14 protein-coding genes are annotated in these 14,530 nt (G+C 62.0%); 1 reads left to right on the forward strand and 13 read right to left on the reverse strand.

Going from position 1 to position 14,530, the window contains the following annotated elements; all coding sequences use genetic code 11:
• Positions 1 to 56: 56 nt before the first annotated feature.
• From C4J94_RS18485 to C4J94_RS18495, 3 genes are all read right to left on the reverse strand, one after another.
• Positions 57 to 3,044, reverse strand: a complete 2,988-nt coding sequence (locus C4J94_RS18485; RefSeq protein ID WP_124387482.1) for an RHS repeat-associated core domain-containing protein — start codon at positions 3,042 to 3,044, stop codon at positions 57 to 59.
• 138 nt (positions 3,045 to 3,182) lie between these two features.
• Positions 3,183 to 3,476, reverse strand: coding sequence for a BolA family transcriptional regulator (locus C4J94_RS18490; protein ID WP_124387483.1), 294 nt, complete (start codon positions 3,474 to 3,476; stop codon positions 3,183 to 3,185).
• A gap of 6 nt (positions 3,477 to 3,482) precedes the next feature.
• Positions 3,483 to 4,001 carry a DUF2059 domain-containing protein gene (locus C4J94_RS18495; protein WP_003175221.1) on the reverse strand — a complete coding sequence of 173 codons (519 nt, stop codon included), beginning with the start codon at positions 3,999 to 4,001 and terminating at the stop codon, positions 3,483 to 3,485.
• 193 nt (positions 4,002 to 4,194) lie between these two features.
• Between C4J94_RS18495 and C4J94_RS18500 the strand changes: the two genes are divergently transcribed.
• Positions 4,195 to 5,583 (forward strand): class II fumarate hydratase, encoded by a 1,389-nt coding sequence (locus tag C4J94_RS18500; RefSeq protein WP_124387484.1) that lies wholly within the window; start codon positions 4,195 to 4,197, stop codon positions 5,581 to 5,583.
• Positions 5,584 to 5,774: 191 nt separating this feature from the next.
• Here the strand turns inward: C4J94_RS18500 and C4J94_RS18505 are convergent, their stop codons facing one another.
• The 10 genes from C4J94_RS18505 to C4J94_RS18550 form a co-directional block, all read right to left on the reverse strand.
• Positions 5,775 to 6,731: a DMT family transporter gene (locus C4J94_RS18505; protein WP_124387485.1), complete on the reverse strand. Its 957-nt coding sequence runs from the start codon at positions 6,729 to 6,731 to the stop codon at positions 5,775 to 5,777.
• A gap of 73 nt (positions 6,732 to 6,804) precedes the next feature.
• The gene (locus C4J94_RS18510; protein ID WP_124387486.1) at positions 6,805 to 7,776 is read right to left on the reverse strand and encodes a fimbrial protein; all 972 of its coding nucleotides are present in this window, start codon (positions 7,774 to 7,776) and stop codon (positions 6,805 to 6,807) included.
• A 37-nt stretch (positions 7,777 to 7,813) separates the two neighbouring features.
• Positions 7,814 to 8,350, reverse strand: coding sequence for a fimbrial protein (locus C4J94_RS18515; RefSeq protein WP_124387487.1), 537 nt, complete (start codon positions 8,348 to 8,350; stop codon positions 7,814 to 7,816).
• Positions 8,351 to 8,361: 11 nt separating this feature from the next.
• Entirely contained in the window at positions 8,362 to 8,841 is a 480-nt protein-coding gene (locus tag C4J94_RS18520; RefSeq protein WP_124387488.1) for a fimbrial protein, read from the reverse strand.
• A gap of 46 nt (positions 8,842 to 8,887) precedes the next feature.
• Complete coding sequence (locus C4J94_RS18525) at positions 8,888 to 9,370, reverse strand: fimbrial protein (protein WP_124387489.1); 483 nt, start codon at positions 9,368 to 9,370, stop codon at positions 8,888 to 8,890.
• 10 nt (positions 9,371 to 9,380) lie between these two features.
• Positions 9,381 to 9,962, reverse strand: coding sequence for a fimbrial protein (locus C4J94_RS18530; protein WP_124387490.1), 582 nt, complete (start codon positions 9,960 to 9,962; stop codon positions 9,381 to 9,383).
• Positions 9,963 to 9,979: 17 nt separating this feature from the next.
• Positions 9,980 to 10,741, reverse strand: a complete 762-nt coding sequence (locus C4J94_RS18535) for a fimbria/pilus periplasmic chaperone (RefSeq protein WP_124387491.1) — start codon at positions 10,739 to 10,741, stop codon at positions 9,980 to 9,982.
• Positions 10,738 to 13,341 (reverse strand): outer membrane usher protein, encoded by a 2,604-nt coding sequence (locus C4J94_RS18540; RefSeq protein ID WP_164485594.1) that lies wholly within the window; start codon positions 13,339 to 13,341, stop codon positions 10,738 to 10,740. The genes C4J94_RS18535 and C4J94_RS18540 overlap by 4 nt, the downstream gene beginning before the upstream one ends.
• A 19-nt stretch (positions 13,342 to 13,360) precedes the next feature.
• On the reverse strand, positions 13,361 to 13,921 hold the full coding sequence (locus C4J94_RS18545) for a fimbrial protein (protein ID WP_124387492.1): 561 nt from the start codon (positions 13,919 to 13,921) through the stop codon (positions 13,361 to 13,363).
• 51 nt (positions 13,922 to 13,972) lie between these two features.
• Entirely contained in the window at positions 13,973 to 14,482 is a 510-nt protein-coding gene (locus tag C4J94_RS18550) for a fimbrial protein (protein ID WP_124387493.1), read from the reverse strand.
• Positions 14,483 to 14,530 lie beyond the last annotated feature (48 nt).

Below are 14,530 nucleotides of genomic sequence, written 5' to 3' on the forward strand. Positions count from 1 at the left end.
TTCGCCTCACGCGAAAGGTATGGGAATGGGCCGCGAGCGGCCCAGTCCTGGTCTCGTCAGGGGCGTCGGGCCGTGCTCCAGCTCGCGGCAAAGGTTGTGTACCCGCGCCTGGCGTACGCGACGAAAAAGCCGCGCCATTCGGTCAGTGATGCGATCAGCCCGCGGGCCGCCATGACCATCCTGCGCGTGCCCACGCTTTGCGCGGCCTGGGGTAGGCCCGTCAGCGCAACGGCCAAGGCCTCGACCCCAGTCGCGGCCCAGTACGTCCACACCTGATTGAACATTCTGCTCAGCCCGCCGTGCACCAGCGCCGCTGGGTCCGGCGCCTGCACGGTCAGGCCATGGGGATCGTGAACAGCCATGGGGTGGCCGCTGCGAATCATCGTTCCCATCGCCCCGCCGTAGGCTTCAACTGCGGGTGACACATTGGCTTGCATCAGCGCAGGCACTTCCCCGCCGTACACCGCGTTGGCGACGGTCGCAACCGCGTACGCCGCCGTCGCGCCGGCGGTGCGGCCGACCCTGGCCCTCAGGGGCGCACTGCCCCAGGATGCGCCAGTGCCGTGCCCACGCATGATCTGCTGCACCAGTTCCCTGGAGAGCGAGCGGACATGCCCGCTCAATCGCTGCACCGCCACGGGGTCCCAGCCTTCCTCGGCTTGAACGCTCGGCGTGTCGAACTGGAGGGCATAAGCACTGCCCACGAGGCCAGCCGAAATAGCCCCAATGTGTGGCGCAAGGCGTGTCCAGTTACCCGCGATACCGGTGCTCATATGCATCGTGGCCACGGCATCCAGCGCCGCGACGCTAAAACGCAAGGCCTGATTGCGTTCCGGCGTGGGTTGGATGTTGCCGAATATCGCCAGATCGACGCCCGTCGCGACGGCATTGGCGATGTAGGTGGATAACCCATCGCGAATCGCGGCCGACGAGGCCGCTTGTATTCTCGGGCGCATGATCCACCCTATATTCGCGAGACGACGGGTAATGGAAAGCCTGCGTATCGGGTTGTCCCGAGGCGCCTCCAGAGCCGGTGTGGCGGCCAACCCTTGCGCATCGATCTGGGTAACCGGGTTACCGCCAACCATGGCGTACAGATTCAAGCCATCGGCATCGCCGGTCGGGTCCGGGCTGATCCAGCGGCATAACCACGGTGCGTAATACCTGAAGCCGTAGTAGGACAGGCCGCTGGCATCGCGCTCCTTGCCCGAATAACGGATAAACCTGTAACTCGCCTCGCTGGCGTTTTTCGCCGCCCACCACGCGGTCCCGCCGTAGGGGTAATACGTTTCCTGGCTGAGCAGTTGCGCTTGCTCGCCCAGCTCCAGGCAGCTGCTGCCCAAGTGGTCCGACAAGCCGTAACGGATCTGCGCGTCCTGGCGCGCGCCCGAAGGGTGGCGATCCCAAAGCAGCACGCGGACGGTGGTTGTACCGGCATCGAGGTTGAGTACATTCAGTTGCTCACCCGTTGCGCTGTCATGACGAATTTCCAGCCCAGGCAGGTAGCGCACCTCGGCGGTATGCGCCACACCCCGGGCCTGGGAGACCCGACGTTTGAGGATACGCTGGCCGGTGGCATCGTAGGCGTAGCGTTCTTCATCGTCGTTGCCGCCCTCGCGCCGTACTTGCGTAAGGCGCACCAGTTGATTGCGCACATCCCAGCCCATTTTGTGGTCGCCTGCCAATGCTTGCAGATTGCCGTTGCGGTCAAAGCCCTGGCCCAACCCCGGCACCGTCCTGCCATCGACCTGCGGCAGAAAATGATTGCTGCCTGCGGCCACGCTCATCTGCCGTGTGAAGCCGGTGCCGCTGCTGGGCACATGGTGCAACGCGAGCACATTGCCGGCGGCGTCATAACTGAACCGCTGGGTGTAGCGACGCCATACGCTGTCGTCAGCCGAGCCAAACGCTAGGCGCGCCGGTAACGCCGGGCCTCCCGTGTTGCCGGCGGTTTCGCGGCCGGTGGCCTTGGTCAGTTGGGATAGCGTGTCGTACTCGTAGAGGCTGGCCGAACTGATTTGGGTGTTGCTGGACCATTGTGTCGGTTGGGCAAGGTCGTCAATCCGCACGACGTTGCCGACGCTGTCATAGTCGTAGCGCAGGTCTTGCAGCGCCGCGCCCGATGGTCCGGGCAGACGAGCTGTCATTTGCCCCAAGCGACCATCGAACTCACGGTATTGCATGGCGCGCACAACGCCGTTGCCGGCGCGTTCGCTGAGCACCTGGCCGACGGCGTTGTAGTGGCGCTCGCCCAGCACCTGCTTACGCGCGCCGCCCCTGGGCGTCACGTAGATACTCGCCGGTTGCCCGTCAATGCCGTAGGCGTAGTCGAACCGATTGCCCTTGGCGTCCGTGTGATGCAGGCGCTCACCCAGCGCGTTAAACCCAACGGATGTCTGGAACGTCTCGGGCTCCAGGCGCAGCTCGCGTTGTGTGTCGGGCTGCGGCCAATCCAGCGCGGCACCCGCCTGCCTGAAACGTCGTGTCTGCTGCACAACCTCCGAGTGCAGCCCATACACTTCATGGAACAACGAGCCGCCGCCGTCATCGTGGCGAATCACCCGGCCACAACGGTTGCGTGCAGCCTCTTCATCCGAGGATGAAGCATAGGCAAGACGCTCGACGCACAGCGCTTGCGCGTCCCCGGCCGCCTGTTCGAAGACGGCGACCGGCCGCAGGTATTGATCGTAGTGATGAGCCTGGTGAGCGCCCCGCCCGTCCCATTCTTCCAATAACTGCCCGGCTTCGCCCATCAGCATCAACCGCCAGCCCGCGTCCACGCTGTGGGTGCGCAGCGCTTGCCCGCCAAGGCTATAGACCGTGCGTTGGTTGGGCGCAGTGTCGAGCTGTGAGCGTGACAACTGCAACAAACGTGGGTCCCATTGCTCAGTCAGCAAGCCGGTACTGCCCAACACCTGACGATGAATGCGCACCTGCGGCTCGTCCGCTGCACTTGCGCGGTGGTAGCCGATGTTGCGAACAATTAACCCACGCGGGTCGACCGCGGCCAGGGACGGCGTGTTTCGATGGACGGAATCAGACATGACCTCAAGACCTTATTGCTGAATAAGTAGTCCTGAAAGCCTAGGGGTCGGTGGGTGGTGCAAGGTGGTGCTGGAGGATGTTTTGTGTATCCGGGTACTGGCATCGCCTCGACCCGCTCGCGCGGGTCGAGGCTGCGCTCAATGCCCGCCGGCGCAGGTCGGCGAGGCCGGCGCTGCGTCGATGTTCGCCCATTCTTCAGGCGTGTAGGTATGCAGCGCCAGCGCATGAAACTCGCTCATCAGGTCACCCAGGCTGGCGTAGACCTTCTGGTGGCGCTTGACGCGGTTGAGCCCCTCGAACTGCTGGCTGACCAGCACGGCCTTGAAGTGGGTCTGCAACCCACGGCTGTGCATGTGGCTCTCATCCAGCACGCTCAAGTGTTGCGGGCTCAGGGCGGCGAGTGCCGTTTCGATACGCTGTTGCATGGTCATTCCTGTTTACTTCTTCTTGGCCGGTGCGGCTGCCTTGGGCGCCAGCTCGTTGGTCATGTCTTCCAGCAGCTTGTTCACTACCGGCACGGCGCTTTCCAGTTTGGCCTGGGTCATCTGGGCCGATTGCTGGGTCAGTTGCGGCATTTTCTCCAGGACTTTCTTGCCCAGCGGCGACTGGTAGAAGGCAACCAGGTCCTTGAGCTCCGATTCGCTGAAGTTGGTGGTGTAGAGCTTGACCATGTCCGGCTTCAGCTTCGGCCAGCCAATAGCCTGGTCCAGGGCGGCATTGGCCTTGGCCTGGTAGCTGTCCAGAACCGACTGCTTGGCGGCAGGCGCCTTGGTCTGTTCGAAACGCTGGGCGAACATTTGTTGCACTTGCATGTACACCGGGGTACCCAGCTTGTCAGCGTGGGCCAGGGTAAGGAAGGCTTCGGCACTGGCGTTGTGGCTGGCGGTATCGGCAAAAACCTGGCCGCTGGCGCAAACCAGAGCAACCGCGGTACAGATGGCACGAAGACGAGTCATCGAGTTTCCTTTTCTAGCAGGCGAGGTAAGACCCCAAGGGCGACCATTCTGCGCCTAAAAAACCTCGCGGCTCAACCCCAGGCCTTGTCGGGCCTGGTTTTGCGCGGTGCAAATCCGATGAAGCGTGTTTTTTGGAACCCACCGGGCCGATCACAGCCTAAACTGCGCAAACGAACCTGAAGGAGTGTGCCCGATGAGCCGTATCGAAACCGACAGCCTGGGAGACGTCCACGTCCCGGATGACGCTTACTGGGGCGCCCAGACCCAACGTTCGCTGGTGAACTTCGCCATCGGCGAACAGCGCATGCCGTTGGCGGTGCTGCATGCCCTGGCCCTGATCAAGAAGGCCGCGGCACGGGTCAACGACCGCAACGGCGACTTGCCCGCCGATATCGCCCGCCTGATCGAACAGGCCGCCGACGAAGTCCTCGACGGCCAGCACGACGACCAATTCCCATTGGTGGTGTGGCAGACCGGCAGCGGCACCCAAAGCAACATGAACGCCAACGAAGTGATCGCCGGCCGCGCCAACGAACTGGCCGGCAACAACCGCGGCGGCAAGAGCCCGGTGCACCCCAACGACCATGTGAACCGCTCGCAAAGCTCCAATGACTGCTTCCCCACGGCCATGAGCATTGCCACCGTCAAGGCGGTGCACGAGCAGTTGCTGCCGGCCATCACTGTGCTGTCCGGTGGGCTGGCGGAACTGGCGGCGCGGCATATGAAGCTGCTCAAGACCGGCCGTACGCACATGATGGATGCCACGCCCATCACCTTCGGCCAGGAAGTCTCGGCGTTTATCGCCCAGCTGGACTATGCCGAGCGCGCCATCCGCAGCGCCCTGCCCGCCGTGTGCGAGCTGGCCCAGGGCGGCACCGCTGTGGGCACCGGGCTCAATTCGCCCCACGGTTTTGGCGAGGCGATTGCCGCCGAGCTGGCGGCGCTGTCGGGCTTGCCGTTCGTCACCGCGCCGAACAAGTTCGCCGCCCTCTCCGGCCACGAGCCGCTGGTGACCTTGCACGGTGCGCTGAAAACCCTCGCCGTGGCGCTGATGAAACTCGCCAACGACCTGCGCCTGCTGGGCTCCGGCCCGCGCGCCGGGCTGGCCGAGGTCAAGCTGCCAGCCAACGAACCAGGCAGCTCGATCATGCCCGGCAAGGTCAACCCGACCCAGTGCGAAGCGCTGTCGATGCTGGCCTGCCAGGTACTGGGCAATGACGTGACCATCGGCATCGCGGCGAGCCAGGGGCACCTGCAGTTGAACGTGTACAAGCCGGTGATCATCCACAACCTGCTGGAGTCGATCCGCCTGCTGGCCGATGGGTGCAACAACTTCCAGGAGCACTGCATCGCGGGTCTTGAGCCTGACGCCGAACAGATGGCCGAGCACCTGGAGCGCGGCCTGATGCTGGTGACCGCGCTAAACCCGCATATCGGCTATGACAAGTCCGCGCAGATCGCCAAGAAGGCCTATGCCGAAGGGCTGACGCTGCGTGAAGCGGCACTGGCGCTGGGCTATCTCACGGATGAGCAGTTCGACCAGTGGGTACGCCCGGAGAATATGCTGGAGGCCGGGCACTAACAGCCCAATGTGTGAGGGGCAAGCCCTAATGCCAGCCAGTTAAGGCTTTTTGTAGGAGCGAGCTTGCTCGCGAAGAATTCAGAGCAATCGCGTTTATCCAGAATGAACGCGTTGCCTGGACGTTTTTCGCGAGCAAGCTCGCTCCTACAGACGGGCATTAGGGCGACCCCCCTCCCACATTTGGATCGAAATCATGAAGCCATGCGCAATCGCCGAGCCCTGAGCCCGGCCATCAGCGACGGCGCCAGCGCCACCATCGCCGAGCCGGTCACCACCACCAACGCGCCAAAATACCCCAGGGCATTGATCTCCTCGGCCTGCACAAATTCCGGCCACAGCCACGCCGCCAACGCCACCGCAACAAAGGTCACCAACGGCGTCAGGGCCAGGGTCGCACTGACCCGCGAGGCCTCCCAATGGGCCAGCGCCTCGGCAAACGCGCCGTATGCCACCAGGGTATTCATGCAGCAGGCCAGCAGCAGCCAACCCTGCAACGGGCTCAGTTGCAAGGCTTCCAACGGGTGTGCCCAGGGCGTCAGCAACACGGCGCATGACAGGTAGATCACCATCATCACCTGCAGCGAATTCCACACCGTCAGCAACTGCTTCTGGCCCAGGGCGTAGAACACCCAGATGGTGGTCGCCAGCAGCACCGTCAGTACGCCTGCGGTGTAGGTGCCCATGGAAGTCAGCAGTTCCATCAGGCGCTGGTTGAAGAACAACCCGAAGCCGACGATCAACACCACCAGGCCTACACCCTGCCCCAGGCTGAAACGCTCCTTGAACACAAACACACTGGCAACCATCAGAAAAATCGGCCCCATCTGCACCACCAGTTGCGCGGTGCCGGGGCTGAGCATTTTAAGCCCCACCAGGTACAACACATAATTGCCCACCAGCCCGCACACGGCCATCGCCACCAGCCAAGGGCCCTTGGGGCCGAGCACCTTGCGGCTGGGCAAGCGCCGGGTCGCCGCAAGATAGATAAACAAGCAACTGCCGGCCACGATCAGGCGAAACCAGGTGACGGTGATCGGGTCCATCACCTGCAACACCTGTTTGAGCTTGATCGGCAGAATGCCCCAGAGCAGCGCGGTCAGCAGGGTCAGGAAAAAACCGTAGACCCAGCGGCCCGAAGAAATGTGCATGAGTGCCCCGAATGCCAGAGGAGGTGGAACCAGCATTCTAGGGGCATGCGGTGCGCTTTGGGTATAACAGTGTTCAGGGCACGCCCATCACCAGCACCCCGCTGCCGCTGATGGGGCCGGCAGCCGGCAACGAACCCGCCCGACGTACCAGCGAAAACGTCACGTCGTCTGCGCCCGTACTGTTGGTGATGCGGGTAAGGAACGAACCGTTGACCTGCACGGGAACTCCGTCGCGAACAAGGGCCGTGCCCACGTCAGCATTGGTCATCGTCAGCAAGCGTGAATCAAATGCGGTGCGGGTGCCTTTGTAGGTAATGGTGATGGGTGTATTGATCCCGCCATCCGGGCATGAATAGGTAAGCCTGCGGTTACTGATGATGGAAGATGTCAGCGGATCGGTGCCTATCGCTCGCTGGTGCACGTTGCCGAAATTGATCTCGATGGGGTTGTTGTTGTTGATCGTGCAGGTTGATGGGGAAATTTCGAACCGGTTGGCGGCGGTGTATGTGAGCGCCAATCCAGTTCGGCTTTGATCGTAGTTATTGGTCTGGTTGAGACGTAGGACGCCGAGGATGTCGCCTATCTCGATTTTGATCGGGTTGCTCGGATTATTACTGGTCAAAATATAGGGCGTCACATCAATAGGCACACCCAATGTGTTATTGGGCATCGTAGCCACCCGAATCCCATAGGGCACGGGGGTGTTCAGAAACCTTCCGTTTATCAGCAGGCCCGTACCATGATTGGAGAATTTCGGGCCAGGCGTCCAGGGAGCGCCCGCTTGAATTGCAGTTGCCCAGTAGTCCGTATAAGAAGGTGGCCATCCAAAATAAGGCGTGAATCGGCAGCTCAGCCTTACCCCTTGAAGGAAGATACGGGTTCTATCCGAGTTGAGCTGAACCGTCACGGGTACTTGTAGATTCAGTGTTCCACCCGTATCGATCTGCTGCCAAGGGCCTCCGTTCACACTGCATTGGGCCGCTTTCGCGGTGGTGGCTGTACAAAACAGAAGGACAAGCGCCAGGGCTCCAAATAGTCGTTTCATTTTGATCTCTCGTTGCTCTGCTCTACCCAGTCAAAGCTTATGGATAGTCCAGCGTAAAAGTTGAGGTCACCGTGTACGCACCGTGCCCGATGGTTTGTTCCGCGATGGCTGTCGGCTCGCCCTGCACATAAGCCTTGAGCTCAATGGCATTGCTGCCGTCGCTCAACACCTGCCTGTCGCTGACGGTATTGAGGGGCAAGGGCTTATCGCTCAGCGTCTCGATGCCGACGCCGATGCCAGAGGCACCGCTGCCACCGTCCAGCGCGAGCAAGCCGGGAAGCTCGCGGTTTTCTAAACCGCCGAAGGTGATGGTCACCGAGTTGCCGATCGTGGTGTCGCAGTCTTCCAGGTGCAGCTTGAAACGCTTACCCACCGATCGCGTGTTGATATAGAGGTACTTGCTGGTGAGGTCCCAGAGCTCCAGCCTGACGGCCTCGTCGCCAGGGCGAAGGGTGCAGGCCTCTTCGACCAGGTTGCCTTTGAGACGCAGATTGTCCGCCGCGTGCCCCATGGGGATCAGACCGCAGATGAGCAGGAGTGCCAGGCCGTGCTTTTGAACCCTTTGATATCGCATCGATTCAGCTCCTACTGGTATTCGGCCAACAACGTGGCCACCGCTGTGAACCCGGCGGGAGGCAGCGTTGCGCCGGGCTGTTGCACCGGCACCACCTCTAATGTCGGCGGTGATGACAGGGTGATATCCAGCGGCGTATTGAGTGAAAATGGCAGGTTATTCTGAAAAACCCGAATGCCCAGCGCAGGCACGCTGGTCTGCACCGCTGCACCGTCAAACGCTGTGGGAGTGCCGTTGACGCTCAGTTTCAGCGCCCACGGCAGCGTGTCAGTGCCACAGTTGATCGCGTAGCCGACGCCCCTGCGATACCTCACGCCGTCGACGCGTTTTACCCCGACATCGCCAAAGTCGACTTCAATGGTGTTGCCCGCATCGATGGTGCAGGGGGGCGGCTCATTCAACGTCCCGCTGAACGTCACGTTGGCCGACGCGCCACTGCACAGGCCGATGGCCCACAGGGCGAACAACGCTCGTGGCTGCCAAGCTGTCATGGGTCGTTCCTCTTCTTGTTAATGGCCGTGTTATCAGTGGTAGCCATCATTGGTAATCGACCACCAGGGTCGCGGTGGCATCGAAGGCCCCGCCGGTCAGCTTGCTGCCCGCGCGTTTGACCGGCACCGCCTGCACCACGGGGAAATTGGGGTAGGTAAAATTCACCGCCGTATTCAGCGGCCAGTCCGCGCCATTCACAAACAGTTTGACCCCAAGATCGGCCTTGCGGGTCGAGAGCACGCGACTGTCAAATGACGCCACCGTCCCCTTGAGTTCCAGGGTCAGCGCATTGCTGAACGGTGAATCACAGGTGACGGTATACGGCACATCGCGACGGTAGTTGACCCCGTCGACCCGTGTCGTCAGCAGGTCATTGCCAAACGGCACGTCGAGGGTGCTGCCACCGTTGATGACGCACGGCGGAGGCGCGATGATCACCGCACGAATGGTCAAGCTGGTCTCGGCCTGTACGCCCTGGCTGACCGCCAGCAACATGCCGCCGGTGATCCAGCCGATTGATTTAGCCATCATTGCACCCTTAGTCATAATTGAGCCTGACATCCACCACGGCCCTGAATGCCCCGCTGGTCAACGGCGCCGCAGTGCGCGTGGGCCAGACATTCCAGGTCTGGATATTGCGGCCCACCGGCAAGAACAGCGGCTGGCCCCGTGCGCCCAATTGCACGTCCCGGCCCAGAGCATCGGTCAACTGCAGGCCCATGCCGGTGATGCCCTGCACTTTGACCAGCCGCGGATCATCGGCATCGGCCGGCGCCTGGAACGTGACCGACAGCACCGGTTGGTATGCGCTCCAGGTCAGGTTTCCGGTGCGCTCATTGCGTATACGGCCGGCGGTACGCAGGCAATCGCTGAACCGCAGTTGAAAGGCTTTGGGGGTCGCCTGGTCACCGGGGCGTTGCAACTGGCTGGTCGACACCGCGTCCAGATCGACGGTCTGGTGCACCGATGTCATCTCCAGGCTGCAAGGCGACTCATGCATGGACCCGAGCACATTGAGCATGCCGCTCATGCCTTCGATATCTTCCTCATCCTCGGCGTAGGCACCCACTGCCAAGGCCCATAACAGGGCACCCAGGACCTTCACTTTTTGCGACTTCATGGCGTTCTCCAGCAGCATCACTCATTCGCCGGCGCGGCCTGCGGGTTTACTGTGCAAGTGTCGCCCGTGCAACTGAAGGCCAGCACCGGGCGCCCGCCATAATCGTTGACATAGGCCAGGTAAGGGCTTGTACCCAGTGCCTTGGCCGTGGCCCCCAGCGTCAGGGCGCCCTTGGGCGGCACCATCAGCGGCGTAAAGCCGGGCACGGTCTTGCCGTCCTTGCTGCTGCGCGCATCTACCAGGGTCACGTAGTACGGCGTAGGGTTATTTACCCGGTATTGATCGCCTTCACGGGTCAGGGTCAGCTTCTCCTGCCAGGGGTTGGACAGGTCCTGCTGGCTCGGCGCAATGGCTTGCGGTCGGTAGAACAGCTTGATGCGCGTCTGCAGGGCAATCTGCAGGGTGTTGGACTTATCGCTGCGCGGCGGGATCTCCCTCAGGTTGAAGTAGTAGACCGTCTCCCGATCCTGCGGCAGCGCCTTGGCCGCCGGCAACGCCTGGACTTTCACCTGGCTTTGCTTACCCGGCTCCAATCGCTGAACCGGGGGCAGCACGATCAACGGCGTGGTGATCTTCTGACCGGCTTCATCCTCGATCCAGCCCTGGGCCAGATACGGCAGCTGGGTATTGTTGTTGGTGATGTTCACGCTGGTGGCGTCTTTGCCACCGTCGAAAATCACGCGGGTACGGTCCAGGCCCACCGCTGCGTTGGCACTCTGGCTCAAGGCCAGGGCCAACAGCGCAAAGGCCGGGAAAGTGGAACCTGTGGTCGGTTTCATGAGGCTGTGTTCTCCGTATCGTTAGGCTTGCCGGTCAGCCCGGCGGGCTCGGGCAAGGATGGGTCGGCGGCTACCATCTGGCAGCGCAATTGCAGGGCGTCGGTCAAACCATCGGCGGGCAGTGTGGCGGGCAGCGTGAGCATGCATCGCTCGTCACCGCCCCAACTGACGCTCATCTGTTCGCCGGCCTGGATGCCGCTCAGGTAGACATGGCCGCCATCATTCACAATGCCGGTGTCCTGCTGCTTGAGGTTCTTCACCGTCGCGCCGAAGGGCGGCGCAGTGCCATCCGCCAGGCGCAGCACCGCCATGGCTTTTTCACCGGCGATCACGTCCAGCGCGCGATAACCGATCGCCCCTTCGGTCAGGGTCAATTGCGTGACGGATTGAGTCGCTTCGACATTGCTTGGCAGGCGCTCCAGATCAACACTGGCGGCGGTACGCTGGTAACTGCTGATGTCCGAGATCACCGCCTTGCCGAAGGCATTACTGCGGGTCGGCGCGCCGTAACCGCGTACAGGCACATCGGGCACGCCGGCGGTATCGACCATCAGGCGGGTGCCGCCTGTGCTGGTGGTTCGATGAAGCGCGGCACCGTAGGCCGTGAGCGTGGCGCCGCCGCGTGCAGACACACTGAGGCTGCTGGAACCGCCCTGCTGCCGGCTGGCGCTCACATCGATGTCGGCGTTGTCGCCCATATGGCTCAGGTAACCGCTGGCGGAGGTGTCGCTGGCACTGAGCTGGTAGCTATTACGCTCATCGAGGCGATCGCTGTAGCGCGTTGCAAGGTTGTTTTTGCCGCCGGCTCGGTTGGCATCCAGTGACAGCGTGCCGGTACGCCCCAACGGCAGGCTGACGGTCAGCGCCATGCCGTTATCCTTGTGGTTATATTCCTGGGTGCGGTACATGTTCAGGGACAGGCTCATGTTCTTGACCGTGCCCACATTGAAGTAGCGCGACAGCGACAGGTTCCAGCGATGGGTGTCGGGCCGGTCCCAGTAGGTTTGCTTGTTGTAGCTGGCGTAGACGGTGGCGCCCAGGTCACGAAACTGCTTGTTGACCGTCACCGTATACAGCGCCTTGCTGCCGCCGATAGGCTTCCAGCCCTCTTCGGGGTCCCGATAATCGCCACGCCCGCCGAGTTCGCCATTCAACCCGTAATGCCGGGCATCCAGGTACTCGCTCATGCTCAGGAAGTTCTTCTCGGAAAAGCGGTAGCCGGCGAACGTCACCTGGCTGTCGTACTGTTCGAAGTTCTTGGAATATTGAAGGCGGTAGGATTTTCCCGAGAGCGTCTCGTTCCACACGGAGGCATGGGACTGCGTCACATCCAGCGAGACAGCGCCGAACGCCAGCAAATCCCGGCCGGCGCCCACGGATAAGGCCCGATAGTTGTTATCGGTGATGCCGCCACCGAACAACGACCAGCCATTGCTCACGCCCCAGGAAAACTCGCCGGTACCGAAGAAGTCGCCATCGGAGCCGTTCTGCAGATTGGACGGTCGCCCGCTCGCCAGCTTGTAACGCACTTGGCCTGGGCGCGTCAGGTAAGGCACCCCGGCCGTGTTGAGCTGGAAGGTATGGACCGAACCGTCCTGTTCTTCCACCCGCACATCCAGCCTGCCGGTCACCGCATCATTGAGGTCCTGAATGCGAAAAGGGCCGGCCGCGACCAGGGTCTCGTAAAGCACACGCCCCTGCTGGCTGATGATGACTTTCGCATTGGTCTTGGCCACGCCGACCACTTCCGGCGCGTAACCACGCAAATTCGGTGGCAACTGGCTTTGGTCCGAATTGAGCGCGGCACCGGTGAAACGGAAGCTGTCGAACAGGTCCGAATACAGGTAGCTCTCACCCACCACCAGGCGTGCCTGCAACGCTGGAATGGCGCGATACGCGTAGTAACGGCTCCACTCCAGCTTTTGCGGCCCGGCCGCCTCTTGCCGGCCATTCTCCACGCGCCCCTGCCAATCGGCCCGCAGACGCCAGGCGCCGGCATTGGCCCCGACGGTGCCGTTGCCACTGAGGTTTTTGCGCTGGCCGTCGTCCTTCTGGTAGTTGGACTGCGCCGTCAGGCTGTAATCGAGCAAGAGCCCCGGCACCCCCTCGTCCCATCGCGACGGCGGGTCCCAGTTGAGGGCGTTGTACTCAAGGTAAGCCTGGGGCAGGTTGATGCTCAGGGTCGCGGTGGCCAGGTCGCCACTGACCTCCATGCCCGGCATGCTGGTGATATCCAGGCACTCCCCGCCCCTCCACCAGGTGAGTTTGCCGGCTTCGGACACTCTCAGGCCCAACTGCTCGACAAGCGCCTGCGACAAACAGGCCTGGCTGCCCTTGGGATCATTATCGGGGGGATAGAACGCCACCGATTGTTCAGCGATAGGCTGGGCGTTCAACTGCACCGCCATCGAGTAAGTGCCTGGCAGAATGAATCCGCTGCGCGCAAATTGAGACAAGTCAATATTAGTGCGATCACTCAGATCGAGAACGTCGGTATTGAACTCGATATCACCGGCGCCCATGGCAGTGCCCGCCAATGACATCAACCCGCCAAACAGTCCGGGGCGGAGCGTATTTTTGATCTTCGACGTATTCAACATGAAAGCTGTCCATCACTGTTCAAAAGTATTCCAACTTGAACCGCACCGCGGCACTGTGAGCCCCAACCACCAATGGCAAGCCGTTGCCGACCAGGTAAAACCGGTAATTGAGCGTCATGTCACCCTCCGCCAGCGGGACCGGGGCCATGCGTTGCCCCGGCAGGCTCTCCTGGCCGGCGGCATCCACGATGTGCAACGCCACCCCCTGCGAGGCGCCAAACACGGCGAAGGAAAGCCCTGCCCTGTCGGTGGGCCCGTCGAACGTCACGCGCATGTGTTCCCAGTCAGGCAGGGTTGCACCTGGGCGCGACGGGTCCGGGCGGGTCAACGAGCAATTGACCAAGCGCAGCTGGAAGGGATGGTCTTCGCCCCGCGTGTTGCGCAAGAGCCGGCCAACCGGTTCGGGCGGCATCTCGATGGTTTGATCGATACTGGCCAGTTCCAGCCCGCAGGCAGAATCAATCACTTCGCCTCCGAGCAGCACGACCCCATCGCCTTGCGCAGGCGCCTGGGCGACCACACAAGGGCTGATGAATGTCGTCAATGAAGAGGCGATAGCCAGACGTATGAATGTGTTCACCTGGACCTCCCGTCAGCGTTCCCCCGCCACACCAGGTGGCGGGGGCAAAACTTACTGATAAGCCAAGGTGAAATTGGTGACCGCACTGAAGTCGCCAGGGACGATCGTGCCAGTGGTGGCGCCTTGTACATAGGCACCGAATTCCAGAGTGTTGTCCCCAACGGAAATGATTTGCGGGGCGGTAGGCACACCCAACTTAACCAGGTCGCCGCCGTGGGTCATCATGATGCCCACGCCGCCAGCACCGCCGACCGTACCGATCGCGCCCGGCACAACGGTGGAGGGCGCGCCGGTGAAGGTCGTGGTGACGGTGTTGTCGGTGAGGCCCGTCAGGTCGCAACCTTCCAGTTCGATCAGCACGCGCCGGGCCTCCGACTTGCCCCCCGATTGCAACTGATGCTTTGCAATCGCCCCCAGGCGAACGGTTTGATCAACGGAGTCAGGCTTGATAGAGCAAGCCCCGGAGTGCACCGACCCCAAAAACGTAACCGTTCCGTCCGCCGCGTGCGCCATCGACACCGAGCCCGCCAGCAGACCGACAGACAACAGCACAGTTTTCATTTTGGTTTTCATCTACAGATTCCCACTTAACAAGTGTCATTAAGAAGC

It is taken from the genome of Pseudomonas sp. R5-89-07, assembly GCF_003851685.1.
Classification (GTDB): Bacteria; Pseudomonadota; Gammaproteobacteria; order Pseudomonadales; family Pseudomonadaceae; genus Aquipseudomonas.